Origin of the sequence: Thermochromatium tepidum ATCC 43061 (assembly GCF_009664085.1) — a bacterium.
Lineage (GTDB): Bacteria > Pseudomonadota > Gammaproteobacteria > Chromatiales > Chromatiaceae > Thermochromatium > Thermochromatium tepidum.
The window spans coordinates 1,902,104-1,928,326 of sequence record NZ_CP039268.1; the positions used below are offsets into that span (position 1 = coordinate 1,902,104).

At 63.1% G+C, this 26,223-nt stretch carries 26 protein-coding genes and 1 tRNA gene; 16 read left to right on the top strand and 11 right to left on the bottom strand.

Annotation, left to right across the window (positions count from 1 at the left end; all coding sequences use genetic code 11):
- Window positions 1-19: 19 nt before the first annotated feature.
- The 6 genes from dcd to E6P07_RS08670 all read right to left on the bottom strand — a co-directional run bounded on the left by dcd (window position 20) and on the right by E6P07_RS08670 (window position 4,630).
- Entirely contained in the window at window positions 20-586 is a 567-nt protein-coding gene (dcd, locus tag E6P07_RS08645; RefSeq protein ID WP_153975234.1) for a dCTP deaminase, read from the bottom strand.
- Window positions 587-660: 74 nt separating this feature from the next.
- Window positions 661-1,680, bottom strand: a complete 1,020-nt coding sequence (gene galE, locus E6P07_RS08650; RefSeq protein WP_153975235.1) for a UDP-glucose 4-epimerase GalE — start codon at window positions 1,678-1,680, stop codon at window positions 661-663.
- 35 nt (window positions 1,681-1,715) lie between these two features.
- Complete coding sequence (locus tag E6P07_RS08655) at window positions 1,716-2,171, bottom strand: protein YgfX (protein ID WP_246172798.1); 456 nt, start codon at window positions 2,169-2,171, stop codon at window positions 1,716-1,718.
- Between the two features lie 4 nt (window positions 2,172-2,175).
- Window positions 2,176-2,475, bottom strand: a complete 300-nt coding sequence (locus E6P07_RS08660) for an FAD assembly factor SdhE (protein WP_281346813.1) — start codon at window positions 2,473-2,475, stop codon at window positions 2,176-2,178.
- Window positions 2,476-3,168, bottom strand: a complete 693-nt coding sequence (locus tag E6P07_RS08665; protein WP_153975236.1) for a succinate dehydrogenase iron-sulfur subunit — start codon at window positions 3,166-3,168, stop codon at window positions 2,476-2,478. It abuts the gene before it with no gap.
- A gap of 76 nt (window positions 3,169-3,244) precedes the next feature.
- Window positions 3,245-4,630, bottom strand: coding sequence for a ribonucleotide-diphosphate reductase subunit beta (locus E6P07_RS08670; RefSeq protein ID WP_153975237.1), 1,386 nt, complete (start codon window positions 4,628-4,630; stop codon window positions 3,245-3,247).
- A 257-nt stretch (window positions 4,631-4,887) separates the two neighbouring features.
- Here E6P07_RS08670 and E6P07_RS08675 point away from each other — a divergent pair, with 257 nt between their 5' ends.
- Window positions 4,888-5,877 carry a serine/threonine protein kinase gene (locus E6P07_RS08675; RefSeq protein WP_153975238.1) on the top strand — a complete coding sequence of 330 codons (990 nt, stop codon included), beginning with the start codon at window positions 4,888-4,890 and terminating at the stop codon, window positions 5,875-5,877.
- 82 nt (window positions 5,878-5,959) lie between these two features.
- The gene (locus tag E6P07_RS08680) at window positions 5,960-6,256 is read left to right on the top strand and encodes a DUF4342 domain-containing protein (protein ID WP_153975239.1); all 297 of its coding nucleotides are present in this window, start codon (window positions 5,960-5,962) and stop codon (window positions 6,254-6,256) included.
- Window positions 6,257-6,284: 28 nt separating this feature from the next.
- On the opposite strand, the gene E6P07_RS08685 is transcribed toward E6P07_RS08680, so the two are convergent.
- The 3 genes from E6P07_RS08685 to E6P07_RS08695 all read right to left on the bottom strand — a co-directional run bounded on the left by E6P07_RS08685 (window position 6,285) and on the right by E6P07_RS08695 (window position 9,587).
- Window positions 6,285-6,776 carry a CvpA family protein gene (locus E6P07_RS08685; protein WP_153975240.1) on the bottom strand — a complete coding sequence of 164 codons (492 nt, stop codon included), beginning with the start codon at window positions 6,774-6,776 and terminating at the stop codon, window positions 6,285-6,287.
- A gap of 15 nt (window positions 6,777-6,791) precedes the next feature.
- Window positions 6,792-7,553 (bottom strand): SPOR domain-containing protein, encoded by a 762-nt coding sequence (locus E6P07_RS08690; protein WP_153975241.1) that lies wholly within the window; start codon window positions 7,551-7,553, stop codon window positions 6,792-6,794.
- Window positions 7,554-7,718: 165 nt separating this feature from the next.
- A complete protein-coding gene (locus tag E6P07_RS08695) occupies window positions 7,719-9,587 on the bottom strand; it encodes an ABCB family ABC transporter ATP-binding protein/permease (protein WP_246172800.1) in 1,869 nt (622 codons plus the stop codon).
- Window positions 9,588-9,652: 65 nt separating this feature from the next.
- Between E6P07_RS08695 and E6P07_RS08700 the strand changes: the two genes are divergently transcribed.
- The 10 genes from E6P07_RS08700 (at window position 9,653) to E6P07_RS08745 (ending at window position 20,873) form a co-directional block, all read left to right on the top strand.
- A complete protein-coding gene (locus tag E6P07_RS08700; RefSeq protein WP_153975242.1) occupies window positions 9,653-10,012 on the top strand; it encodes a S24 family peptidase in 360 nt (119 codons plus the stop codon).
- A gap of 173 nt (window positions 10,013-10,185) precedes the next feature.
- Complete coding sequence (locus E6P07_RS08705; RefSeq protein ID WP_153975243.1) at window positions 10,186-13,119, top strand: ribonucleoside-diphosphate reductase subunit alpha; 2,934 nt, start codon at window positions 10,186-10,188, stop codon at window positions 13,117-13,119.
- Window positions 13,116-13,760, top strand: a complete 645-nt coding sequence (gene pdxH / locus E6P07_RS08710) for a pyridoxamine 5'-phosphate oxidase (RefSeq protein WP_153975244.1) — start codon at window positions 13,116-13,118, stop codon at window positions 13,758-13,760. Before E6P07_RS08705 ends, pdxH begins: the two co-directional genes overlap by 4 nt.
- Before the next feature lie 538 nt (window positions 13,761-14,298).
- Window positions 14,299-14,375: transfer RNA gene (locus E6P07_RS08715), tRNA-Arg, on the top strand.
- 242 nt (window positions 14,376-14,617) lie between these two features.
- Window positions 14,618-14,959 carry a group II intron maturase-specific domain-containing protein gene (locus E6P07_RS08720; protein WP_281346826.1) on the top strand — a complete coding sequence of 114 codons (342 nt, stop codon included), beginning with the start codon at window positions 14,618-14,620 and terminating at the stop codon, window positions 14,957-14,959.
- Window positions 14,960-15,495: 536 nt separating this feature from the next.
- Window positions 15,496-16,413: a DUF58 domain-containing protein gene (locus E6P07_RS08725; RefSeq protein WP_153975245.1), complete on the top strand. Its 918-nt coding sequence runs from the start codon at window positions 15,496-15,498 to the stop codon at window positions 16,411-16,413.
- 1 nt (window position 16,414) lies between these two features.
- On the top strand, window positions 16,415-16,963 hold the full coding sequence (locus tag E6P07_RS08730; RefSeq protein ID WP_153975246.1) for a DUF4381 domain-containing protein: 549 nt from the start codon (window positions 16,415-16,417) through the stop codon (window positions 16,961-16,963).
- Window positions 16,956-17,996: a VWA domain-containing protein gene (locus E6P07_RS08735; protein WP_153975247.1), complete on the top strand. Its 1,041-nt coding sequence runs from the start codon at window positions 16,956-16,958 to the stop codon at window positions 17,994-17,996. The genes E6P07_RS08730 and E6P07_RS08735 overlap by 8 nt, the downstream gene beginning before the upstream one ends.
- On the top strand, window positions 17,989-19,107 hold the full coding sequence (locus E6P07_RS08740) for a vWA domain-containing protein (RefSeq protein WP_246172802.1): 1,119 nt from the start codon (window positions 17,989-17,991) through the stop codon (window positions 19,105-19,107). The genes E6P07_RS08735 and E6P07_RS08740 overlap by 8 nt, the downstream gene beginning before the upstream one ends.
- A 92-nt stretch (window positions 19,108-19,199) precedes the next feature.
- Window positions 19,200-20,873 (top strand): sensor domain-containing diguanylate cyclase, encoded by a 1,674-nt coding sequence (locus E6P07_RS08745; RefSeq protein ID WP_153975248.1) that lies wholly within the window; start codon window positions 19,200-19,202, stop codon window positions 20,871-20,873.
- 19 nt (window positions 20,874-20,892) lie between these two features.
- Here E6P07_RS08745 and E6P07_RS08750 read toward each other — a convergent pair whose 3' ends face one another.
- A complete protein-coding gene (locus E6P07_RS08750) occupies window positions 20,893-21,705 on the bottom strand; it encodes a tRNA threonylcarbamoyladenosine dehydratase (RefSeq protein WP_153975249.1) in 813 nt (270 codons plus the stop codon).
- Between the two features lie 209 nt (window positions 21,706-21,914).
- Here E6P07_RS08750 and tsaA point away from each other — a divergent pair, with 209 nt between their 5' ends.
- The 4 genes from tsaA (at window position 21,915) to E6P07_RS08770 (ending at window position 24,770) form a co-directional block, all read left to right on the top strand.
- The gene (gene tsaA, locus E6P07_RS08755) at window positions 21,915-22,622 is read left to right on the top strand and encodes a tRNA (N6-threonylcarbamoyladenosine(37)-N6)-methyltransferase TrmO (protein WP_153975250.1); all 708 of its coding nucleotides are present in this window, start codon (window positions 21,915-21,917) and stop codon (window positions 22,620-22,622) included.
- A gap of 105 nt (window positions 22,623-22,727) precedes the next feature.
- Window positions 22,728-23,099 carry a response regulator transcription factor gene (locus tag E6P07_RS08760; protein ID WP_153975251.1) on the top strand — a complete coding sequence of 124 codons (372 nt, stop codon included), beginning with the start codon at window positions 22,728-22,730 and terminating at the stop codon, window positions 23,097-23,099.
- 4 nt (window positions 23,100-23,103) lie between these two features.
- Window positions 23,104-23,721 carry a chemotaxis protein CheX gene (locus E6P07_RS08765; RefSeq protein ID WP_153975252.1) on the top strand — a complete coding sequence of 206 codons (618 nt, stop codon included), beginning with the start codon at window positions 23,104-23,106 and terminating at the stop codon, window positions 23,719-23,721.
- On the top strand, window positions 23,721-24,770 hold the full coding sequence (locus E6P07_RS08770) for a diguanylate cyclase domain-containing protein (RefSeq protein ID WP_246172805.1): 1,050 nt from the start codon (window positions 23,721-23,723) through the stop codon (window positions 24,768-24,770). The genes E6P07_RS08765 and E6P07_RS08770 overlap by 1 nt, the downstream gene beginning before the upstream one ends.
- Here E6P07_RS08770 and sbcB read toward each other — a convergent pair.
- The gene (gene sbcB, locus E6P07_RS08775; RefSeq protein ID WP_153975253.1) at window positions 24,767-26,200 is read right to left on the bottom strand and encodes an exodeoxyribonuclease I; all 1,434 of its coding nucleotides are present in this window, start codon (window positions 26,198-26,200) and stop codon (window positions 24,767-24,769) included. The genes E6P07_RS08770 and sbcB overlap by 4 nt on opposite strands.
- Between the last annotated feature and the right edge of the window lie 23 nt (window positions 26,201-26,223).

Below are 26,223 nucleotides of genomic sequence, written 5' to 3' on the forward strand. Positions count from 1 at the left end.
TCAGGCCATGATCCTGGATTCAGGACTTGGGCAGGGTCACACCGCGCTGTCCCTGGTACTTGCCACCGCGATCCTTGTAAGACGTCTCACAGACCTCGTCGGACTCAAAGAACAGGATCTGCGCTACGCCCTCGTTGGCGTAGATCTTCGCCGGCAGCGGCGTGGTGTTGGAGAACTCCAGGGTGACGTGACCTTCCCACTCAGGTTCCAAAGGGGTCACATTGACGATAATTCCACACCTTGCATAGGTGCTTTTTCCCGTGCACAACACAAGTGTGTTCCTGGGGATGCGGAAATATTCCACCGTGCGCGCCAGCGCAAACGAATTCGGCGGAATGATGCAGACATCGGATTTGAGATCGACGAAGCTGCTGGAGTCGAAGTTCTTGGGATCGACGATCGCCGAGTTGATATTGGTGAAGATCTTGAACTCATCGGCACAGCGCACGTCATAGCCGTAGCTCGAGGTGCCATAGGAGATCACCCGCCCATGCTCGCCTTCGCGCACCTGACTCGGCTCGAAGGGATCGATCATGCCGTGTTCGACGGCCATGCGTCGTATCCAGCGATCTGATTTGATGGCCATCCGGCCTCCTCACGAAAAAACAAAAAACCCACGACGCCGCTGCTTGGGGCGTTGAAGAAACGAAAGGGGCAGTGTCAAGGCCGTGCTCCGTATCCATCTGGATTCTGCGACTGCCAACGCCAGGTGTCGGCCACCATCCGCTCTAGGTCGTATGCCGCGCTCCAGCCCAGCTCATCGCGCGCGAGCGACGGATCGACATAACAGCAGGCGATGTCACCGGGCCGACGCTCGACGATGTCATAGGGGATTGGACGCCCGATTGCCCGCTCGAAGGCCGCGATCACCTCCAGCACACTGTAACCGCGCCCGGTCCCGAGATTGTAAGTGACCACGCCCGGTGATTCTTGCAGTTTGTGCAGGGCCGCCAGATGACCGCGCGCCAGGTCCACCACATGGATGTAATCGTACACCCCGGTCCCGTCCGGCGTCGGATAATCGCTGCCGAAGACGCGCAGACGCTGGAGCCGCCCGACCGCCACCTGAGCGATATAGGGCATGAGATTGTTCGGGATCCCGTTCGGATCCTCGCCGATGCGCCCGCTCTCGTGCGCCCCGACCGGATTGAAATAGCGCAGCCGCGCGATGTTCCAGCGCGGATCAGAGACAGACAGATCGCGCAGGATCTCCTCGATGAACAGCTTCGAGCGCCCATAGGGATGGGTCGGACCTAGGGGAAAATCCTCGCGAATCGGCACGGTCGCCGGTTCGCCATAGACGGTCGCCGAGGAACTGAAGACGAGATCGCGCACCCCGGCGGCAGCCATCGCCTGACAGAGCGTCAGCGTACCCTGGACATTGTTGTCGTAATACTCCAGTGGATGCGCGACCGACTCACTCACCGCCTTGAGTCCGGCGCAATGGATCACGGCATCGAACCGGCCCTGGCTGAAGATCTCGTCGAGCGTCTCACGATCGCGCAGATCGGCCTCGAAGAAGCCCAGCGCCCGTCCTGTAATCGCGCCGACTCGGCGCAGTGATTCCTCCTGGCTGTTGCAGAGATTGTCGAGCGCGACCACATGGACTCCCGCCTGGAGCAGCTCCACACAGATATGGCTGCCGATGTAGCCCGCCCCACCCGTCACCAGAACTCGCATGGTCGTTGCTTTCCCGCGGTTCGCTGATTCAGTCTTCAGGCCGTCTCGACAGGCTCGCCCACGAGTCGCAGACGCCAACGCAGACGGCGCAAGGTCTCGGCGTCGAGCGAATCCGGACCGAGCACCAAAACAACCCGCCTTAGACGTCCGAGCACGAATACCAATGAGACGCCCCAGGGGCTCACGAAGGTCGCCGGTGAGAGCCGCACCTCAATCTCGTGCCCGGAAACGAGCTGCAGGGTCCAGGAGCCATCCGGGTGCCAGGTTGCGCCTCGGATCGAATGGGGCGCACGCCTGAGTACCTCGGTCCACAGCGTGCGCCAAGCATCAAACAACACAACCAGGACCAGCGGCCCGCCCAGTCGCCAGTCGAGCGATAAGGCCGCGATCACCGCTAGAGACAGAACCGGTGTCGCCAGGGCTAAAACGAGGAGCCGTAGCGAAACGCGCGGGAACAGGATCAGCGGCGGATAGACTCGATGGCTGTCCATACCGTCAGCCGGGGCGCGGCGATGCGCTCGCAACGGTGAGGATCCGCGCCACCAGTGCACGCAGCTGCGGCTCGGACGGCTCGGAGCGCCCCATGAACCAGTCGCTTAGCTGAGGATCCGGCTGGCCGAGCAATGCGACGAAGTCCCGGCGTTCGGCGGCGGACAGTTGGGCATAGCCGAGATCGAGGAAACGCTCGAGCAGATGATCCAGCTCCAGCATCCCGCGCCGACACTGCCAGCGCAGACGCTGAAGATCGGGCGGTTCATCGGTTGGACACTGTCTTGAATGGGCGAGGGCAAACACCTAAAACCCCTTTTCGAGCATCAGTTCCTTGATGCGTCCAATGGCGCGGGTCGGGTTGAGCCCCTTGGGGCAGACCTCGACGCAGTTCATGATGCTATGACAGCGGAAGAGTTTGTATGGCCCCTCCAGGGCATCGAGCCGCTCTTCGGTCGCCTGATCCCGGCTGTCGGCCAGGAAGCGCCACGCCTGCAACAACGCCGCCGGCCCGTGGAATTTGTCTGGATTCCACCAGAAGGACGGACAGGCGGTGGAACAGCTCCCACAGAGGATGCACTCATAGAGACCATCGAGCCGGTCGCGATCGGCTGGGGTCTGCAAGATCTCCTGCTCGGGCAGTGGATCCTTGCGCACCAGATAGGGCTTGACCGCACGATATTGCTCATAGAACTGGGTCATGTCGACGACCAGATCGCGAATGACCGGGCGCCCCGGCAGGGGGCGTATCCGGATCGGCGTCTTGAGTTCGCTGATCGGGGTGATGCAGGCCAGTACGTTGCGACCATTGGCGTTGACCGCGTCCGATCCACAGACCCCCTCACCGCAGGAATGCCGGAAGCTGAAGGACTCGTCCTGTCGTTTTACCTCCAGCAGGGCGTCGCGCAACATCATGCCCTGGAAGGTCTTGACCTCGTAGTCCTGCATCCGGGGGCGCTGGTCGACATCCGGACTGTAGCGATAGACGCTGATTCTCATCGTCGATACTCGAAAGGGCGGGCGGGGGCCGCATCCGTATTAACCCGAGCTGATTAAGGGCCGGGTTAATCAGTAGTCAGTCCCAGCTCAGCGTGCCACCGGTCTGATACTCGGTGACCCTGCTCTCGAAGAAGTTCTTTTCCTTCTTCAGATCCAAAACCTCAGACATCCAAGGGAAGGGGTTGGTCGCCCCCGGATACTGCTCGGGGAGCCCGATCTGGATACAGCGGCGATTGGCGATGAATCGAAGATACTCCTCGAACATCTGGGCATTGAGCCCGAGCACCCCACGCGGCATGGTGTCCTGGGCGTAGGCCGCCTCTAGCGCCACGGCCTCGCGGATCATGCCGACCAATTCCTGCCGGAACTCGGGCGTCCAAAGGTGCGGATTCTCGATCTTGATCTGATTGATCACATCGATGCCAAAGTTCATGTGCATCGACTCGTCGCGCAGGATGTACTGGAACTGCTCGGCGGTGCCGGTCATCTTGTTGCGCCGGCCCAGGCTGAGGATCTGCACGAAGCCGACATAGAAGAAGATCCCCTCGAAGATGACATAGAAGGCGACCAGCTCGCGCAGGAGCCGCCGGTCATTCTCCGGGGTGCCGGTCTTGAAATGGGGGTCGGCCAGGGACTGGGTGAAGGGCAGCGCCCATTCGGCCTTGCGCGCCACCGAGGGGACCTCACGGTACATATTGAAGATCTCGCCCTCGTCGAGCCCCAGGCTCTCGACCACATACTGATAGGCGTGGGTGTGTAGCGCCTCCTCGAATGCCTGACGCAGCAGATACTGGCGGCACTCGGGGTTGGTGATGTGGCGATAGACCGCGAGCACCAGGTTGTTGGCGACCAGGGAGTCGGCGGTCGAGAAGAAGCCCAGGTTGCGCTTGACGATGAGGCGCTCGTCCTCGGTCAGCCCATGTGGATCCTTCCAGAGCGCCAGATCGGCGTTCATGGGGATCTCCTGGGGCATCCAGTGGTTGGCGCAGGCATCGAGATACTTCTGCCAGGCCCAGTCATACTTGAAGGGCACGAGCTGATTGAGATCGGCGCGGCAGTTGATGATGCGCTTGTCATCGACACGCACCCGCTCTGCCCCCATAGCGAGCGCCTCCAGACCGGTGGCGCCACCTGCGGCCGACTCGGAACGGCGCGAGCGCTGACCTGGCAGGATGCAATCCTCGATCGGCAGATCAACCTGCGGGCTCGGGTTGGCACAGCGAAAGGGATCGGGATCGACGCTCAGTGGCACACTTACAGTAGTCATGCGCGAGGCGTTATCGACCAACCCTCGGCCCGGACGCGGATAAACCTGGTATGGAGAAGACGATTGAAGTGTCGCAGACCCATGAACGTCTGTGTCTGATCGGCGCCCTGAACCTCGATGGATCTGGGGCTCCAGCGACGGCGGTCGGCTTGGCGTCTCACGGAGGGTCGCGAGTGGGTCATCCCAATTCAGCATGGTTTCTGGTCTCTGAGGTCGCTGTCGCGGGTGAACTCAATCAGGCGAGTCTACGCAATTTCAGCGATGACTCCAAGCACCGGAGACCAGATCTTGTGTGATCGGTGTAACTCGAACCGTTTATGTAGTTTCAGACGCCTTGCCATGGCGAGTCTAGCCGCATGACCCTTGATCTTGCTGAGGATCAGAGCGCCACTGGCGCAACGCGTTCGCGACGAACCCGAGCCCCCTGGACCCGAGCACGTTAGAATCAGGCCATGAACATCGCCAACCCTACACCCTATGCCGATCTTGGTCCCGACCGCGTGCTCGATGCCGTCGAGCATCTCGGGTTGAGGCCTGACGGTCGTCTGTTGGCACTCAATAGCTACGAGAATCGCGTCTATCAGATCGGTCTAGAGGATGATGCGCCTGTCATCGCCAAATTCTATCGTCCTGGACGCTGGAGCGATGCCGCCATCCGCGAGGAACACGCCTTCGTGCTCGCCCTGGCCGAGCTGGAGATCCCGGTTGTCGCACCGCTACGCATCTGTGGTGAGACATTGCACAGCTTCGCCGGCTATCGTTTCTCGCTGATGCCGCGGCGTGGCGGACGTCATCCCGAGTTGGGCGACCTGGATGTCCTAGAATGGATCGGGCGCTTCATCGGACGCATCCACGCCGTCGGTACGGTCGAACCGTTCCGTCATCGCCCGACCCTCGACATCGCGCACCTTGGCGTCGAGTCACGCGACTACCTGCTCGCCCATCAGTGGATTCCGGACGAGTTGCTACCGGCCTACACCAGCGTCGTGGATCAGGCCCTGCGCGGCGCGCGCGACTATTATGTCCGCGCCGGCTCGATCCGGGACATCCGGCTGCACGGCGACTGTCATCTCGGTAACCTGCTTTGGACCGACGCCGGACCGCATTTTGTCGACTTCGACGACGCGTGCCAGGGGCCCGCTGTTCAGGATCTCTGGATGTTGCTCTCCGGCGAGCGCGAGGAGATGCGTCGGCAGCTTGCGGCCGTGCTCGCCGGTTATGAGGATTTCCAGGAATTCAACCCACGCGAGCTGCATCTGATCGAGGCGTTGCGCACGCTACGCCTGATCCACCATGCCGCCTGGATCGCGCGTCGCTGGAGCGACCCTGCCTTTCCGTCCGCCTTCACCTGGTTCGGAGACAGGCATTATTGGCAGAACCATATCCTGCAACTGCGCGAACAGATCGCTGCGATGGAGGCCGGCCCGCTCCACGGACTCTGAATCCCAGCGAATGCGCCGGGGCGCGGTTTAGAATGCACCACTCTCCAACCAACACCCCTATCCAGAACCCGAGGGCTTATCCATGCACAACGGCGACAGACAGCGCCAACCGGAGGACAGCGCGTTCAGCGACACGGACTGGCTCGGTAAGGCCAAGGATCTGATCAATCAAGGCAATCTCAGGCGCCTCATCGTGCGCCGCCCGAACGGGCGCCTCCTGCTGGACGCCCCATTGGTTGCCGGTCTTGCCGTCATTGCGCTCCTCATCCTGGTCGTACCGATGCTGATGGCGCTCGCCGCCCTGGCGGCGCTCGTGATGCAGTTCAAACTCGAGATCGAACGCGAACCTGGGGTCTATGAGGATCGCGACCACGATTGATCTCTAAGGATGCCCGCAGGCGATCCGGTCAGATCTGTTTCAGGCGATTTTCGAGTTCGGGTGGTATCAGGCTGAGCAGCCACTGACTGATTGAGTCGAAATCCTTGATCAGTGTCGATTCCTTCCAGGCCGGATCGTCCGGCGCGGGTGTCAGGGCCGCCAGATAGACGGCCATGGACACCAGAACCACACCGCGCGCGGCGCCAAAGGCCATCCCGAGCAGACGATCGACTCCCGTCAGCCCCACAGAGTCAATCAGCGCCGTTAGCAGCGTGCCCAGGATGGCACCGGCGATCAGCACCAGCAGCACCAGCCCGATGAAGGCCACGCCCTTCCTGACCAGCGGATGAGCTAACTGCCCGCTCAGCAGGTCGGCCAGTTCCTGATGAAAGAACCAGGCGATGACAAGCGCCGCGACCCAGGTGCCCAGTGATAGCACCTCACGAATCAGGCCGCGCGCCACGCCGACCAGGGCCGAGAGCCCAATGGTTACGAGGATAATGTAATCGACCCAATTCATTGGTTTGGGACAGGGTTACTGATAGCGTTGAATGAGGGTATCGAGCTTCTGCTGTTTGCGCAGCATCTCGGCCGTGCGCTCGGCGTTGGCGCGATCGATGTCCGGACCGACGCGGACGCGATAATACGTCTTGCCGCCGACCTCGGCGCGTTCGACGAAGGCCGAGTATCCGGCCTGCTTGAGTTTGTCGGCCAATTTTCCGGCCGCCTCCGGCGAGCCGAGACTGGAGACCTGAACCACCCAGGACGACAGTCCGTCAGCGCGTGATCTCGGGGGCTCCGGCAGGGAAACAGGCGCCTCCGGCTTGGGCGGCGACGCTGGGGCCGGTTGTTGTGACGCTCTAGGGGACTGCTGAGGCGGCTTGGCGGCCTGACTCTTTGTCGGGGGTGGCGTTTGAGTCGCCGGACGGCTCTCGCGCGTCGGCCTGGCTGGAGGCGAGACAGGCTCCTGAACCGGCGCGAACGCGCCCTCCGCCGATTCGTGCCCCAAAGATGCCGTTTCGTCGGCCTCGAAGCCCCGCATGGGCTGAGGCGGCGTCAGAAGTGTCTCTTCAGCGGTCAGATCGCTGATAGTGCCAGACACCGGCGGCGGCGTTCCGGCCCGGGTGTCGGGTGCACCGGACACGAATGGATCTTGGAATCCGGGTTCTGGCGGAAGCGTTCCCTGGACAGGGGGTGGCGCGAGCGACTTATCCTCAAACAGCATGGGCACAAAGATCACCGCCAGGGTGACGATCACCACGGTGCCGACGAGTCGTTTCTTGGCTCCTTCTTGCATTGCTCATCACCCCAGGGATCAGGGTCCCGCTGAATGTGCCCGCGTATTGATGCCATTTGTGCCACGACGGGGCACGCCCCAGTATAACTCAGAGCCGGAAGTGGATTAGAACCCCGGCGATGGATGGCGACACTCGCTTGGCGTCGAGGCTGGATCGATGCGCCATCAGTCCGATGGCCCGCATGGGGCAACCTGCAGACGCTGAGGGGGCACGGATGCCTCAAGACAGGCGTCGACATTGATCCGACCCTCCGCCCCCTCACGCAGTTGCAACTCCCAAAGCGCGGCATACCGACCGCCGGCCTCCAGCAGGGTACGATGGGTCCCTTGCTCGCGGATGCGTCCCTGTTCGATCACCAGAATCCAGTCGGCATCGACCACGGTCGAGAGCCGGTGGGCGATGACCAGGGTGGTATGGTTCTCGGCCACCTCGGCCAGGGTCTGCTGGATCGCCTGCTCGGTCTGGCTATCGAGCGATGAGGTCGCCTCGTCGAAGATGAGGATGCGCGGTTGCTTGAGGATGGCACGGGCGATGGCCACACGTTGCTTCTCGCCGCCCGAGAGTTTCAACCCCCGTTCGCCGACAATGGTATCCCAACCATCGGGCAGGCCCTCGATGAAGGCGCGGATATGGGCCATCTCAGCGGCGCGCTCGATCTCGGCGCGGGTGGCCGCGGGGCGACCATAGGCGAGGTTGTAATAGAGGCTCTCGTTAAACAGCACTGTATCCTGGGGCACGATGCCGATGGCGGCGCGCAGGCTCTCCTGGGTCAGATCGCGGATGTCCTGGCCATCGATCAGGATGCGCCCGCCCGTGACGTCATAGAAGCGAAACAGCAGCCGGGCCAGGGTCGATTTGCCAGCGCCGCTGTGTCCGACCACCGCCAGCTTCTGGCCCGGCTCGATGGCGAAGTCGATGCCGTGCAGGATCGGGCGCTCGGGCTGATAGTGGAAATCGACCTGCTCGAAGCGGATCGCCCCCCGCTTGAGCACCAGGGGTTTGGCCCCGGGTCGATCCGCGATCTCGGGCCGTTGCTCCAGGAGCTTGAACACCAGGTCCATGTCGGCCAGGGCATATTTGATCTGACGATAGACGATCCCCAAAAAGCCGAGCGGGATGAAGAGCTGGAGCATCAGGGCATTGACCAGCACCAGGTCGCCGACGCTGAGGGCCCCGCGGACCACGCCCTGGGCGGCGAGCGTCATGATCAGCGTGACCCCGATGGCGATGATCGCCCCCTGCCCGAAGTTGAGCGCCGACATCGAGGTCTGGCTGGCGACCGCCATCTCCTCCCATTCGGCCAGGGTGTCGTCGTAGCGTTTGAGCTCCAGCTCCTCGTTGTTGAAGTATTTGACCGTCTCGTAGTTGATGAGACTGTCGAAGGCCTGGGTGTTGGCCTGGGAGTCCAGGTAGTTCATCCGGTGACGATAGTCCATCCGCCACTCGGTGATGGCAAAGGTGAAGGCGAAATAGACCGCGACCGTCCCAAAGGTCACGAGCGTAAAGCGCAGGTCGTAACGCTCGATCATGACGGCGGCCACCAGACCGAACTCGACCGCCACCGGCAGCACGCTGAAGACCAGATAATTGAGGATGGTCGAGACCGAGCGGGTGCCGCGCTCCAGGTCGCGACTGATGGCCCCACTCTGGCGCTCCAGGTGATAGCGCAGCGACAGCCGGTGCAGATGCCCCAGGACCCGGGTCGAGAGTCGGCGCATGGCGCGATAGCGCACCCGGGCGAACACCACATCGCGCAGCTCGTTAAAGAGCGCGGCACTGAGTTTGAGTCCGCCATAGGCCAGCAGTAGGCTGAACGGCAGGATTGCGATCTGGGCGGGCGACCCCTGGAGGCGATCGACGATGTCCTTCAGAATGAGTGGCACGCCGACAGTGGCGACCTTGGCCAGCACCAGACAACCGAGCGCCAGCGCCGCCCGGCCCCGGAACTCCCACAGATAGGGCAACATGCCGCGCAGATTGTGCCAATCGCGCCGGTCGCCGTGGGGGCGCTCGGTGGCGAGGATACGATTCATTTGGCCTTGGGTCTTCATGAGGGGCAGCGGCTAAACGTCCGTGAGACTGAACACGATGAGGACATATGATGACGGATTCGATCCTTGAAGGCATGGGCTGCGCCCTGCGCGAACCCTTTGCCCTGCGCGTACTCGGCGACGAGATGGAGCCTGAGTTCCCAGACGGGTGTATCATCATCATCGAGCCCAACGACCGCTGCCCAAATCCGAGCTATATCTTTGTCGAGGTCGAGGGGGTACGCTGGTTCCGCCAGTACGTGCGCGATGCCGATGGACGTGAACGACTGGTCGCCCTCAATCCGCTCTATCCCGAGATCGATCTCACTGGGCTGGAGTGGTCGGTACTCGGGGTCGTCATCCAGCGCAACGTCCGGCGCCGGATCAAGCACTACGACTATTCCGCTCAGACGTCCGACCGGCATTGACCGCAAGCCGGCGCCCCCGCGAGGCGGATAACCAGGCGATGGCTTCAACATCGCCAAGACACAATATGTTGTGGTTGACTTGGTATTATTTACGTATATATTGAGCGGCTTCCTAGGGTGTCGCTCATCAAACCGGGAGCGGCGCCGGCCCCAGCATTCCCCCGGGAGGAGCCATGTCCGCCAACCGCCTGACCCTGATCCTTCAGCATACCGCCCAGACTCGCCACACCGATCCGGGCGCACCCCAGACAGCCACGACAAACGGCACCGAGAGCAGCGGCATCGGTCAGGTCCCAGGCCGGATCCAGGTCATCCGTCGCAACGGCCAGGTCACGCACTTCGATCCGAACAAGATCATGGTGGCCATGACCAAGGCGTTCCTCGCCGTCGAGGGCGATGCAGCGGCGGCCTCCAGTCGCATCCACGATCGCGTCGCCGAGTTGACCGAGCAGGTGGTCGGCGCCCTCACCCGCCGGCTGTCGGGCGGCGGCACGGTGCATATCGAGGACATCCAGGATCAGGTCGAGCTGGCGCTGATGCGCGCCGGCGAGCATCGGGTCGCACGCAACTATGTGCTCTATCGCGAGGCGCGCGCCCGTGAGCGTGCCGCCAAGTCGGACGCGACGGTAGCGCGGCGCGAACTGCACCCGATCCATGTCACCCTGGCCGATGGCTCGACCCGTCCGCTGGACGTGGCACACCTGGCGCGTCTGCTAGAGGAGGGCTGTCGCGATCTCGACGCGGTCGATCCCGATGCCATCCTGAGCGATGCCCTGCGCAATCTCTTCGATGGCGTGCGCGAGGCCGATGTACGGCAGGCGCTGGTGATGTCGGCGCGGACCTTGATCGAGCGCGAGCCGCAATACAGCCAGGCGGCCGCGCGTCTGCTGCTCGACATCCTTCGACGCGAGGCGCTCGACTTTCTCGGTCTGGCCACCGGGGTCGAAACCCAGGCCGACATGGCCGAACGCTATGGCGATTATTTCGCGGTCTATATCAAGCGCGCCGTGGATCTCGGTCACCTCGACCCCAGGCTCGCCCACTACGACCTCGAACGGCTCGGGGCGGCGCTCAAACCGGAGCGCGATCTTAAGTTCAGCTATCTGGGTCTAAAAACCCTCTACGATCGCTATTTCATCCATACCGCCGAGGGGATCCGCCTCGAACTGCCGCAGGCGTTCTTCATGCGCGTGGCCATGGGGTTGGCGATCAACGAGATCGAACGCGAGGAGCGCGCCATCGAGTTCTATGACCTGCTCTCCAGCTTCGATTTCATGTGCTCGACGCCGACCTTGTTCAATTCAGGCACCCTTCGCCCGCAGCTAAGCTCCTGTTTCCTGACCACGGTGCCGGACGATCTCGACGGCATCTACAGTGCGATCAAGGATAATGCGCTCCTGTCCAAGTTTGCCGGCGGGCTGGGCAACGACTGGACACGGGTGCGCGGCCTGGGCGCGCATATCAAGGGGACCAATGGGAAGAGTCAGGGGGTGATCCCCTTCCTCAAGGTCGCCAATGACACGGCCATCGCCGTGAACCAGGGTGGTCGGCGACGCGGAGCGGTTTGTGCCTATCTCGAAACCTGGCACATCGACATCGAGGAGTTCCTGGAGCTGCGCAAGAACACGGGTGATGACCGCCGCCGCACCCATGACATGAACACCGCCAACTGGGTGCCGGATCTGTTCATGAAGCGGGTCGCCGAGGATGGGCATTGGACACTGTTCTCGCCCGATGAGACACCGGACCTGCACGACCTCACCGGGCAGGCGTTCGAGCAAGCCTATGTCGCCTATGAGGAGCGCGCTGCGCGCGGTGAACTCAAGATCAGCAAACGCCTCAAGGCCGTGGATCTGTGGCGCAAGATGCTGGCGATGTTATTTGAGACCGGGCATCCCTGGATCGCCTTCAAGGATCCCTGCAATCTGCGCTACACCAACCAGCATGTCGGCGTGGTGCACAGCTCCAACCTTTGCACTGAAATTACCCTGCACACCAACGACCACGAGATCGCGGTCTGCAACCTCGGCTCGGTCAATCTGGCCGCGCACATCACCGACCAGGGGCTCGATACCCAACGCCTGCGCCGGACCGTGCGCACCGCCATGCGCCTCCTCGACAACGTCATCGACTACAACTTTTACACCGTCCCCCAGGCGCGCGCCTCGAATCTGCGTCATCGTCCGGTGGGGCTGGGGCTCATGGGCTTTCAGGACGCGCTCTACCGTCTTCGGATCCCCTATGCCAGCCTGGAGGCCGTGGCCTTTGCCGATCAGAGCACCGAATACCTAAGCTACTACGCCATCGAGGCCAGTGCGGATCTCGCCGCCGAGCGCGGGCGGTATCCGAGCTTCGAGGGGTCGCTATGGAGTCGGGGCATCCTGCCGATCGACAGCATCAGCCTGTTGGAGCAGGGACGCGGCGGCTATCTCCAGATGGACACCAGCCACACGCTGGATTGGGATCGCCTGCGCGAACGGATCAAGTGCGTCGGAATGCGCAACTCCAATTGTCTGGCCATCGCCCCGACCGCGACCATCAGCAACATCGTCGGGGTCAGCCAGTCGATCGAGCCGACCTACCAGAACCTGTTTGTCAAATCCAACCTCTCGGGCGAGTTCACGGTCGTCAACCCCTATCTGGTCGCGGATCTCAAGGCGCGCGGGCTGTGGGATGCGGTCATGGTCAATGACCTCAAGTATTACGACGGCTCGCTCCAGCCCATCGAGCGGATCCCAGATGACCTCAAGGCGCTCTATGCCACCGCCTTCGAGATCGACCCGCGCTGGCTGGTCGAGGCGGCCAGCCGGCGCCAGAAGTGGCTCGATCAGGCCCAGAGCCTCAATCTCTACCTGGCTGAACCCAGCGGCAAGAAGCTCGACAACCTCTACAAGCTCGCCTGGGTGCGCGGTCTAAAGACGACCTATTATCTGCGTTCACTGGGGGCAACCCATGTCGAGAAATCGACCCTGGCCGATGCCAGCCGCGCCAATCGGCTGAGTGCAGTTGGGGGTAACTATCTCGGGCGGCAGACCGCCAAGTCGAACGACACGACCGCGCCCGGCGCCTGCTCGCTCCTGGATCCCAACTGCGAGGCCTGCCAATGACTATCGATCCCGACACCCTAAGGCGCGAGCTGATGGGGCATGGACTCTCGCGCTCCGAACTCGATCCAGATCCGATCCGGCAGTTTCAGCTCTGGTATGAGCTGGCCATCGCCGCCGATCTGCCCGAACCCAATAGCCTGACCCTCTGTACCGTCGATGCCCAGGGTCAACCCTCGGCGCGTACCGTATTGCTCAAGCTCTACGATGAACGCGGTTTCGTCTTCTTCACCAACTACCAGAGCCGCAAGGCGCGTGAGATCGCGACCAATCCACGAGTTGCCATGCTCTTTCCTTGGGTAGCCCTGGCGCGACAGGTCCAGATCACCGGACGCGCCGAACCCATCTCGACGGCCGAATCCCTGGCCTATTTTGCCACCCGGCCGCGCGGCAGCCAGATCGGCGCCTGGGCCTCGCCTCAGAGCCAGGTTATCCCATCGCGCGCCTTGCTCGAGATGAAGGTCGCCGAGATGGCACGCCGTTTCTCCCAGGGTGAGGTTCCCCTGCCCGACTTCTGGGGTGGCTATCGCGTCGTGCCGGACATGTTCGAGTTCTGGCAAGGGCGGGAAAACCGGTTGCATGACCGTTTCCGCTATGTCCGACAGGAGCATGGGGGCTGGGTGATCGAACGGCTGGCGCCCTAAGGCCAGCCTGGGGCGTGAATAAATGGTACGTGCCTTCTCCGGCTCGGTGTAACGAGGAGTGGTGAGTGGTGAGTGACGCATCACTCACCCGGACGACTGCCCCATGAGGCGCGGTTTGTCTGTCAGGGCGGCGGCCAATCACGCCCACGCCGATCCCAACGCCACGCCGGTCATCGCGGTGCGGGCCGGGTGGCCGACGGACAGGTGGTCGAAGACGTCAAGAAACGCTGTGCGCCCAAGCGTGCAAGGGTCAGGTCGGAGGGTCCGAACCGGCGGGATTGATCCAGCGAATGCCTGTGGAGAACGCACGAAGATGCGGTCGTGGCCGTGCGCCCGTGCGGCGTTCGCTGAGGGCCTGCCCGCGTGCAGGCGGGCAGTAAAGCCCAGCTATACACCAAGGGCTTTAGCGGGGGCTTTATAACTGGCCTCTCGGTGTTGACAGATCCAAGAGGTATTCGAGATAATGCCCGCCCCGGTTGGATTTGAACCGGGTTGGTTGGCGTAGATTCCAAAATCAGCCAACCACCGGCATATTCAAGCGCCCGTAGCTCAGTTGGATAGAGTACCTGGCTACGAACCAGGTGGTCGGGAGTTCGAATCTCTCCGGGCGCGCCAATAAAGACAACGGCCTAGACGGTTACCGTCTAGGCCGTTTTTCTTGGTGCGCCCGGCAGGGCGCACTTACTTGGAGGTGAAAGTCCTCTACTCGCCCGACAAGGGGAAGGGTTAGCCGAACGGCAAGGGTGTTCTGGGCGACTGGAAATCTGGAGGAAGCCGAAGGCAAAGCGCTGGTCTGACGAACAGGAAGCGGATACGAGGCCCCGAAACTGAGGATAGCGCCGCCCAGCCTGATACGGCTGGAAGACAAAATCCGCGAAGCACTCAAGGGCGCGCGAGGACGCCGCCTGACGACAGTCATCGCCGAACTCAACCTGCTCCTGCGTGGCTGGATGGCGTATTTCAAGCTGACCGAGACCAAGAAGGCAGTGGAAGAGCTGGATGGCTGGATCAGGCACAAACTGCGCTGCAGCCTGTGGCGCCAGTGGAAGCGCCCTTATACGCGGGCCAAGAACTTGATGAAGGCAGGGCTGATGGAGGAGCGGGCGTTTCGCTCCGCATTCAACCAACGCGGGCCGTGGTGGAACAGTGGCGCAAGCCACATGAACCAGGCCTTCCCGAAGTCCTTCTTTGATCGATGAGGTCTGGTGTCGCTGCTCGATACGATGCGACGACTCCAGTGTGTTCAATGAACCGCCGGATGCGGAACCGCACGTCCGGTGGTGTGAGAGGGCGACGGGGGTAACCCCGTCCCCTACTCGATTGCGACAGCCTTGCCCCAGTCCGTAGGGCAAGTCATGTCGGCGGTAACCCGCTGTTTTAGACTTAACTCGCTCCTGAGCGCGCTGCGCGCAGGCGGGCGGAACTCGCTCTACCCTTGGGGTCGTCTCGTCCAGCGGGAACGGGTTGACATCGCCTGTCGAGCCGACGAAAACCTTCGAGACGACACTAAAACGAGGCCACCCAAGGAAGACTAGCTTTCATGGAAGCTGTTCAAGCCCGCGCACCCGCGCCAAGGCATCAGCGCCGAGCGGGATGACCGCTCGGTCACTTGACATGGGGATCAACAGAAGTATGCAATCCATCCATGTCTGCGCGAGCACCAACAATTCACAGGCGCGACTTCACCGCCCCGCAAAGATGCGGACACTCGATCACCCCGAACGCGGTGCACACCATGAGCCTCTACCCCAGACTCGACGATCTACTGGAACTGCGCCATCAAGCCCATGCCCTGGGTCTGCCCTCGCATCATCTGGTCAACTCGGCCTTTGCCGGACTCTATGCCTCGGTGTTCCGGGGCGCAGGGGTCAACTTCGAGGAGGTACGCGAATACCGCGAGGGCGATGACATCCGCTACATGGATTGGAAGGTGACGGCGCGCACCAATGAGCCGCATATGAAGATCTTCCGCGAGGAGCGCGAGCGCTCGGTGGTGCTCTGTGTCGACAAGGGGCCGCACATGAGCTTTGGTACCCGTGGCACCTTCAAATCAGTGCAGGCAGCGCGTGCCGCGGCGCTGATCGGCTGGGCGGCAAGTCGGCTCAATGACCGGGTCGGCGGGCTGGTGTTCGGCGATCCCCAAGCCGGGCTACAACACTTCCGCCCCGCGCGCGGACGCCGTGCGCTGTGGCAGATGTTACGGACCCTGACCGAACCGGGGGCCGAGATGGACCCCTCGATCGACTGTCTGAGCGGGGCGCTGCGACGTGCGACCTCGGGGCTGCCGACCGGCTCGCTGGTGTTCGTGATTGCCGATCTCAACCGTGAGGCGGCAGGGCTGGAACAGGTGTTGGGCGATCTCTGTCAGCGTAACACCGTGGTCTTGATCCCGGTTGATGACCCGGCCGACTGGGAGATCCCAGCCATGGGGGTGGTGACCTTCGCCGGCACCGATGGCGAGCTGATCGAGATCGACACCGACGATCCCGAGGCCGCGCGCAGCTATCGACGACTGTGGGAGGATCGACGCGCCCGGCTCCAGGCGATGGCGCAGCGGCTGCACATCCTGCTGCTGCCAGTGCGTACCGACACCGAGATCCATCTCAGCCTCATCCGTCACCTCGAACAGCGTGCGCGCTCGCGGGCAGTCTGACATGGATACGGATCCCTTCCTCACCCCCATCGAACCGCCCATTCCGGCCCTGCGCGACATCCATGACCTCCCACCGCTCCCCTGGTGGCCACCGGCGCCGGGCTGGTGGCTGCTGGCGCTGGCCCTCTGCGCGCTCGGCTACGCCCTCTGGCGCTGGCGCGTTCCGCTCAGTCTGCGCGTGCCCATTCCGGGCATCACGCTCGGCACCTGGCGCTGGGAGGCAGCCCAGGCGCTGCGCGATCTGCACCGCCGGGCGCGTGCCGGTCAGGATACCAAGACCCTGGCCGGCGAGTTGTCAGAACTGATGCGGCGCATCGCCATGGCACGGCTCGGGCGTTCGGCCTGTGCCGGTCTGACCGGAACCGACTGGCTCGCCTGGCTGGCGGCCAATGATCCGAACGGCTTTCCTTGGCACGAACGCGGACAGGCGTTGGTGGTGGCGCCCTATGCACCGCCCGGTATTCAAGTACCTGAGCTCCAGGCGCTGATCGCCGCCGCCGCGGGCTGGGTGAGCACCGGGGATCCCAAGCGAGGTGCGCGCCATGTTTGAGTTCGCATGGCCCTGGGCGGCACTGCTGCTGCCGCTCCCCTGGCTCCTGCCTGTGCTATGGCCGGATCGGCGCCCGCCGGGCGATGAGACCCTGGAGGGCCGGCGCCAGACCCTGCTCCATCCGCGCCTCGCGGATCTGCGCGCGGCCTTCACCGCCCAGCGCCCCGGGCGCCAGATCGCTACGTGGCTCTATCGCGCCCTGCTCTATCTGTTGTGGATCGCGCTAGTCGCGGCCCTGATGCATCCGCAGTGGCTCACACCCTATACCGAGGTCAGTACCCCGGGCTACGACCTGATGATCGCGGTCGATGCCTCGCACTCGATGGAGGCGCTCGATTTCACGGTCGAGGGGCGACAAGTCAACCGGATGGCGGTGGTCAAGGGGGTCATGGGACGCTTCATCGACGCACGCGAAGGCGACCGGGTCGGGCTGATCGTCTTCGGCACCCAGGCGTTTATCCTCTCGCCGCTCACGCTCGATCGCCATGCCGCGCGCCAGTTGCTCGATGGCATTGTGCCGGGCATCGCCGGTCCGGCCACGGCGCTCGGCGATGCCATTGCGCTCGGGGTGAGCAAGCTGCGCGAGCGCCCCGAGGGCTCACGGGTGATGATCGTGATCGCCGACGGTGACAACAACGCCGGCAGCTTCGCGCCCAAGGAGGCGGCGCTGCTGGCGCGCGCCACCGGGACGCGGATCTACGTCATCGGCGTCGGCAGCAAACAGCCGAGCATCCCGATCCTGGAGGACGGCAGTGTGCGCTATCGCGACGACCTGACCATGGACGAGGCCACACTCCAGGAGATCGCCGACCTGACCGGCGGGGGCTACTTCCGCGCGACCGACACCCGCGCCCTGGAAGAGATCTCATCGCGCATCGGTCGGCTCGAAAAGACCGAGGCCGAGGCGCGCACCGCCTTCTTGCCCCGACCGCTCTATCGTTGGCCCCTGGGGGTGGCCCTCTTGGCCCTGCTCGGACTGGGGCTGTTCCCCGAGGGTCGCAAACGCTTCGCGCGGAGGCTTGCCAGTGCTTGACCGAGGCTTTCATTTCGAGCAACCGCTGTGGTTTCTGGGGTGGCTGTTGATCCCCCTGGTGGCCCTGTGGCTGGCGCGTAGCGCGGCCCAGGCGGCGCGTGCCCCCATCCATCGCTATGCCGATCCCCATCTGTTGCCGCATCTGACCGGGACGCGCGATCTGAGCGCCCCCGAACGTTGGGGACGGTTTCTACACTGGAGCCTGCTGTGGGCGCTCCTGTTGACGGCCATGGCCGGGCCGCGCTGGGATTACACGGATCTGCGGTTATTCCATCCGGGCAACAACCTGCTGGTGCTGCTCGATGTGTCGCGCTCGATGCTGGCCGAGGACGTGAGTCCAAACCGGCTCGGGCGCGCGCGTCAGGAGTTGCAGGATCTGATCGTCCAGAACCGTCAGGTGCGACTGGGGTTGATCGTGTTCGCCACCGTGCCCCATGTGCTGGCGCCCATCACCGAGGACACGACGAGCCTGCTCAATGCCCTGCCGGCGCTCGCGGCGGATCTGGCCAGTCCGGGGCTTCAGGGGAGCAGTCTGACCCGCACCCTGATGCGTGCCGAGACCCTGCTCGCCGGGCTGCCCGAGGACAGCGCGCGCGCCATTCTGCTGATCTCGGATGGGGATTTCGACGAGCCCGGATTGCGCGAGCAGGTCGCCCGGTTGGCGGAGCAAGGGGTACGCTTTCACGCCTTGGGTATAGGCACGCCTGAGGGTGCGACTGTGCCCGCGCCTCAGGGTGGCGTGATCGTCGATCCGAGCGATCCGCAACGCCGACCGGTACGCTCGATCCTAAACGAACCCCTGCTCAAAGAACTGGTCCAGGCCGGCGGTGGGGTCTATCGGCGCGCCGACTATCGCAACGGCGACACCAAGGCCATCCTGGAGGCAGCGACCATCAGTCGTCTGCCGCCCGAGGCGAGCGATGCGCGCACCCGGATCTGGAACGAGCGTTACTGGCTGCCGGTGCTGCTCATCGGGGCACTGCTGTTGCCGAGGCTTCGCGAGCTCGCGCGCCGACCGGTGCGGCGTCCGGACGATCGGGAGTCGGCGGAACCTCGTTCAGGGTCGATCCCTTCCAGCTCGCGGTCTCCCCAATCGCAAGGGAGTCATTGATCTTGGCCGTCTGGCCCTGAGTCTCCTGCGCGAAACCGATATAGACGTATCCGCATACATCTACACAGCACCAGAAGATCAGGAATCTTTCCATGCTATCCGATGACATGGCGCGCTTTGCCATCGAGCATACGCCACTAGAGATCTACTGGGCCGACCTCGATGGACGCTTCGTCGAGGCGAACCCAGCGACCTTGCGCGCGCTTGGCTACAGCCGCGAGCAGATGTGCGGTCTTTCACTCTGGGATGTCGATCCGAACCTGTTGCCGCAACGCTGGAACAGTCTCGTCGAGACCTTGCGACACGAGGGATACATGCGTCTGGAAACAGAGCACCATCGCTGCGATGGCAGTCTCTATCCGGTCGAGGTCACGCTGTCACTGGTTGAGCACGCCAGCCGTCTTCTGATCTGCGGCTTCGCGCAGGACATCAGCGAGCGCCGGCGCATGGAACGGGAACTGATGGAGAGCGAGCAGCGTTTACGCGTGCTCATCAACTCCACACCCGACATCATCTGCTTTAAGGACGGCGCCGGACGCTGGCTCGAAGCCAATGAGGCCGATCTCGAGCTCTTCGCCCTGACCGAGGTCGACTATCGTGGCAAGACCGACAGCGAGCTGGCCGACTATACCCATCCGATCTATCGCCAATCGTTCCTGACCTGTGAGACAAGCGACGAGATCGCCTGGAAGGCTGGACGACTCTCACGCACCGAAGAGGTCATCGCGCGTCCCGACGGCGTCGTCAAGGTCTATGATGTCATCAAGGCGCCGGTGTTTGAGCCGGACGGTCGGCGCAAGGGATTGATCGTGCTCGGACGCGACATCACCGACCGCAAGCGTTTCGAGGAGGCGCTTAGGAAGGAACGCGAATTCTTGCAGAACGTGATCGACAGCATCGACGACCCCATCCTCGTCATCGGCACCGATTATCAGGTGTTACGTATGAACCGGGCCGTACGCGAACTTGCTGACAATCAAGGACTAGTCGAGCACTACGCGACCTGTTTTCAGGTCACCGAGAATCGGTGTCGCTGCTACAACGGTGACAATTATACTTGCGCGCTGCGCACCATTCAGGAGACCCATCAGCCCTGCAAGCTGATTCGCCACTATCGCGCCCCGGACGGCGTAACGCGCCGCTACGAGGTCTCGGCCAGTCCGCTGTTCGGCGAGGACGGCGAGTTACGCGGTATCATCGAGGTCTTGCGCGACATCAGCGCGCATCTCGCCCTGGTCGACGAGCTGCGCGAGCGCGGACTGAGCTATGCCCATCAGGCCCAGCACGATCCCCTGACCGGCCTGCCAAACCGCTTGCTGTTCGCCGATCGTCTCAGTCAGGCTATCCACAGCGCCCATCGCAACAAACATCGCTTTGCCGTTCTCTTCATCGATCTCGATGGTTTCAAGGAGGTCAACGACACCTTTGATCACAGCCAGGGCGACCTGGTATTAAAAGACGTCGCCGATCGGCTCAGCGGGCTCTTTCGCGAGGACGATACCATCGCGCGCCTGGGCGGCGACGAGTTTATCGTCATCCTCAATCACATCCGGCGCGATCCGGACGTCGCTGTGATCGCGCGCAAGATCTTGAAACTGTTCGAGACGCCCTTCAAGGTGCTGGGGCATGACATCTTTCTGGGCGCCAGCATTGGCATCAGCCTTTACCCCGAGCACGGCACTACGGTCGACGAGCTGGTCCAGCATGCCGACAACGCCATGTATCGCGCCAAGGCGAATGGAGGCAACGGCTTTCAATTTTACTAACCCGCCAAGGCCAGAGCCATTAGATGCCCCTTGCATGAGAGGGCCGCTTGACCAGGGCATTGATGGCACGCGCCGCCGCAAACAGCCCCAGACTGGCCGTGACCGTGACCACCGAACCGAAACCCGCGCAGTTGAGTCCGCTCGACCCCGAACGGCTCGTGTCGCAGATCATCCCGGCAGCCAGGGTCTGCACGGGTTCGATGGAATAGACCGCCGCAACGCCGAATCTCTTGTTCGGTGCGCGCGTAAAACCGTGCCTCTTGCGTAACTGGGCGCGCACGCGCGCCAGCAAGGGATCCTGGATGGTGCGGGCGAGATCATCGACCCGGATTCGGGTCGGATCGGTCTTGCCCCCTGCCGCACCGCAAGTCACCAAAGGGATGCCCGCCCGATGACAGAGGGCGATCATGGCCACCTTGGCGCTGACTGAGTCGATGGCGTCGATTACATAGTCGAGGTCGTTATCGAGGTATTCGGCGGCATTTTCAGGGGTCAGGAAGTCATCGATCAGGGTCGTGACGCAGTCCGGTGCATAGCTGGCGATGCGCGCACGCATGGCCTCGACCTTGGCCTGACCGAGGGTGGAATCGGCGGCCTGGACCTGGCGGTTGATGTTGGACTCGGCGACATGGTCCAGGTCGATCAGGGTCAGACGACCGACACCGCTGCGCGCCAGTGCCTCCGCCGCCCAGGAACCTACACCACCGATGCCCACGACGCAGACATGGGCTGCCGCGAGCCGGGCCTGTCCGTCCTTGCCATAGAGTCGTGTCGGACCGCTGAAACGGCGGCGATGGTCAGAGGGGCATTCGGGGTGCAGCGGATTCGGCATAAGACTTGAGCAACACGCGCTCGGGGACAAGAAAATCGCACGATGATGCCGCCTCCGACTGTTTTTGGTCCAAGGGTAACAACCGTCTAGGCGTCGCATCGACGCATAGACCCAGTACCCGTTATCCTCGATGTGAGTCCGGCGAAGGCACCGAGATCCCATCTCTGATGTCACACGTGGCACTTCCATCTCCTTTGCTGTAAGTCTTTATGGTCTTTGAGCCGATCGGGTATATCCGCTCGCCCTATACGGACAAGTTCGGCATCCCGCGCCAGCCCGGACTGGTCAAGGCCGCCGAGGCGCGGCTGGAACTGCGGCCCGAGTTCGCGCGTGAGGAGGCCTTCAAGGCGCTCGATGGCTTCTCGCATGTCTGGATCCTGTTCATCTTCCATCAGGATTGTCCGGAGGCCGGCTGGAATCCAACGGTTCGGCCGCCAAGGCTCGGCGGACGCGAATCGGTCGGGGTCTTCGCCAGCCGTGCCCCCTACCGGCCCAATCCGATCGGACTCTCGGCGGTCGAGCACCTGGGTCTGGTTCGGGACGCGCGCGGGCTGGCGCTGCGCCTGCGCGGTGTCGATATGCTCGACGGCACGCCCGTGCTCGACATCAAGCCCTATGTGCCCTATGCCGACGCCATCCCCGAGGCGCGCGGCGGATTCGCCGTCGCACCGCCATCCGACCCACGCGAGGTGCGCTTCAGCCCGATGGCCGATTCCGATCTGGAACGCCTCGACCCCGACGGCACACGCGCCCTGCGCACACTCATCACCCAGGTCCTGGAACAGGACCCGCGCCCTGGTTATATGGATCGCTACCCAAAGCGACGCGAATTTGGTCTGCGGCTCATGGAGTTCGACATCCGCTGGTGTCTGGAGGCCGGGCACATCGAGGTGACGAGGATTTACCCAGCCCCCTGAGTCCCGCTAGGCGCAACCGTCTGGTATGGCCGACCTAACCATGCGATCATTCCGACGACCAGTCTGGGAGATCTTTAAAGATACCTCGAGGCACTCTGTAACATCATGGGCACACACAACCACTCACTCCTCATCGTTGACGACAGCCGGATATCACGCATGATGCTAACCCGCCTGATCGCGGATCTGCGTCCGGACTGGCGCATCACCGAGGCGGCGAGCGGCAACGAGGCCTTGGAGATGATCGAGCGCGACCCACCGACCCTGGTCAGTCTCGACATCAACATGCCCGGCATGAGCGGACTGGAGACCGCCGGGCGCATCCGACTCCACAACCCCGATATCCGGGTCGTCATCTGCACCGCCAACATCCAGGACTATGTGCGCCAGGCGGCCGAGAAGGCCGGCGTGCACTTTGTCTCCAAGCCGATCACACCCGAATCCGTGGTGCGCATGGTGGCCTTCTTCGAGGAATGAATCGGTGTCCGAACTCAGCGAGCTCCATCGCGATGCACTCAGCGAGCTGTTTAACCTTGGGGTTGGGCGCGCGGCACACAGCCTCAGTCAGATGGTGCGCGACGAGATCGAACTGTCGGCGCCCTTCGTCGATGTGATCCAGGCCCATGAAGTGAGCGCTGTCCTGATCGGCTCGGAGTTCAGGGAACTGAGCATGGTGACCATCGACTTTGAGGGGCCGTTCGTCTCTAAGGCCATCCTGCTGTTCCCAGAGCGCAATGCGCTCGCCATCCTCAGCAACATGCTCGATCCGGATCTGACGCCTGAGGAGGTCTCAGAGTTCGAGCAGGAAGCCATGTGCGAGATCGGTAACGTCATCCTCAACGCCTGCATGAGCGCGCTCGCCGACGAATTCGGCATCGAGCTGTACGGCAGTCTGCCCAAGCATTATTTCAGCGACACCGATTCATTGCCGATCTTCGTCGGCGGCAACGCCGAGCAACGGCTTCTCTTGCTTCAGATCCAGCTCACCATGCGTCAGCAATTGATTCAGGGCCATCTGGTGTTTCTAATGGGCGTCGGCTCACTACTGGATCTGCGCAATTGTCTCGATGCGTATCTCGATCGGCTTGGAATGCGTTGATGGACATCGAACTCGGCGCTCAGTTGATCGACAGCCTGCAGGTCGGGCTGATCCTGCTCGATCATGAGGGTCGCGTGGTGTCCTGGAACGGCTGGATGAAGCGCCACAGCGGTCTTGGACTCGCCGATGTCGCCGGTCGGCGACTCGCGGAACTCTTCCCCGAGGTGAGCGGCAGCCGCCTGGAATCCAGCATCTCGGACACGCTGCGCTTCAAGCTCTCATCCATGCTGGCGCCGAACCTCAATCCAAACCTGCTTCCGCTCTACCATCGAGCGGCGGATCGCCAGCGCGACCAGCGCATGTATCAGCTCATCTATGTCACTCCGCTGCGTCATGATCACTGCGCCTGCCTGATCCAGATCCATGACATGACGTCCGCTCTGCGCCGCGAGCGGCGTCTGCGCGCCCAGTCGACACGCTTGATCGAAAGCAGCTATCAGGACCCGCTCACGGGTGTCGGCAACCGTCGCCGCTTCGATCAGGATCTGGCGCAGCGTTTCAGACAGGCCAAAGACAGGCAGCGCTCGATCGCCCTGCTCATGATCGATGTCGACAACTTCAAGGCCTATAACGACCACTTCGGCCATCAGGGCGGCGACGCCTGCCTGATCCAGGTGGCGCGGACACTGCGCGATGGTTTGCGACGCGATGGCGATCGGGTCTCGCGCTATGGCGGCGAGGAGTTCGCGATCTTGCTGGCCGACACCGATGGACCATCAGCCTGCGCGATCGCCGAGCGGCTGCGGCTGACCATCGAACAGCTCAACCTCCCTCACCCCGCCGCCCCCGGTATCGGCCGGGTCAGCATCAGTGTCGGTATCGCGGCCATGGTGCCGAGCGACGAGCAGTTCTGCCACATCCTGGTCGCTCAAGCCGATCTCGCGCTCTATTCGGCCAAGGATGCCGGGCGCAATTGTTGTATGTGGTATGACCCGGCGACCAGCGGGGCGCGCGCCCTGTCCAAATGCAACTCGGACAGAGGACAAGGCGCCGATAAGCCATTCACCAGCGAGCCGCTACGCGGCGCCCTCGCCGACACCCTGGCCTAGCCGGCGTCGAGCACCTGCTCAGCCCAATCACCCAAGGCATCGAGAATCGCCAGCTTGGCCGGATCCTCAGCATGGATCTCAGCCAGTTCGGCACGCCGTGCCTCATACTCATGGATCTGAAGACTGGAACCGCCCTCAGGGTCGGTGAGGCGCGCGAGGCGGTAGGCATCCCAGTCCTCGCGTTCCTGTGGACTCAGGGTCTCTGGCCAGTTGCGGGCGCGATAGCGAAACAGCAGCGTGCCGAGACGCGGGTCGCTGAAAGACGGCGGCGCCGTTGCCAGTTGGGTGGGGTTGGAGCGCAAGACCTGATCGCAAGCACGACGGTCGGCATCGGAGAGGAAACCACCCGAATAGAGCATCAGCTCAGGGTCGATCTCGGCCGGAGGCGGTCGTTGATGGACCTCGCGCACGCGCTGTTCGATTTCGCCGGCTAAATTCGCAATCCAGCGCGCATACCACACGACTCGATCGGGATCGATCTGCCAGCACTCGGCGCTTTGCGGGGTCAGGGTGGCAAGCGGTGCGAGCATGGGCGCATGATTGACATGCACGGTCTTGAGCGGGACGCGCTCGACGCCTGCGGGGAGATCCTCGCTCGGCGTGAAGAGCCGGCGCCGGATCTCGTCCACCGAGAGATCCAGGAGCTGCGCCGGATCGGCGCGCAGATCGAAACAGATCACGCCATTGCCGTTGGTCGGATGGGCGGCGACCGGAATGATCGGCGCGATACAGCCGAGCGCCGCCGCAAAGCGCGCCGAGACATGCAGCAAAGGTCGGCGTTCATCGAGCAGCGCACGCACCCGGCGTTTGTCACGCAAGCTTAGGGCATAACTGAACAACCTGGGTTGGGCAGTACGCAGTCGACGCGCCAGGGCGATGGTCGCGCGCACATCGGCCAGGGCGTCATGGACCTGACCATGCGGGATGCCATTGGCCTCGGTCAGATGCTCCAGCCGGAACGAGGTCGTGCCCTCATCGCTGCGCGGCCACTCGATCCCTGCAGGACGCAACGCATGCGCCAGCCGTAGCACATCGATCAGATCCCAACGCGAGTTGCCGCAGCGCCATTCGCGTGCATAGGGGTCGAGGAAATTGCGGTAGAACAGATGCCGGGTGACCTCGTCGTCGAAGCGCAGGCTGTTGTAACCGACGCCACAGGTCCCGGGCCGGCTCAGCTCGGCATGGATGGCGCGCGCGAACTCGGCCTCGATCAGACCCGCGCGCGCGACGCGCTGAGGTGTGAGACCCGTGGCCAGACAGGCCTCCGGATGGGGAAGGACATCCTCGCTCGGACGACAGAAAAGGATGAGCGGGTCACCGATCTCGTTGAGATCGGCATCGGTGCGGATCCCAGCGAATTGACAGGGCCGATCGCGGCGCGGATCGGCGCCCCAGGTCTCGTAATCGTGCCAGTAGAAGGTCTCGGGCATGGGCCGGACCCCCAGGTCTGGAG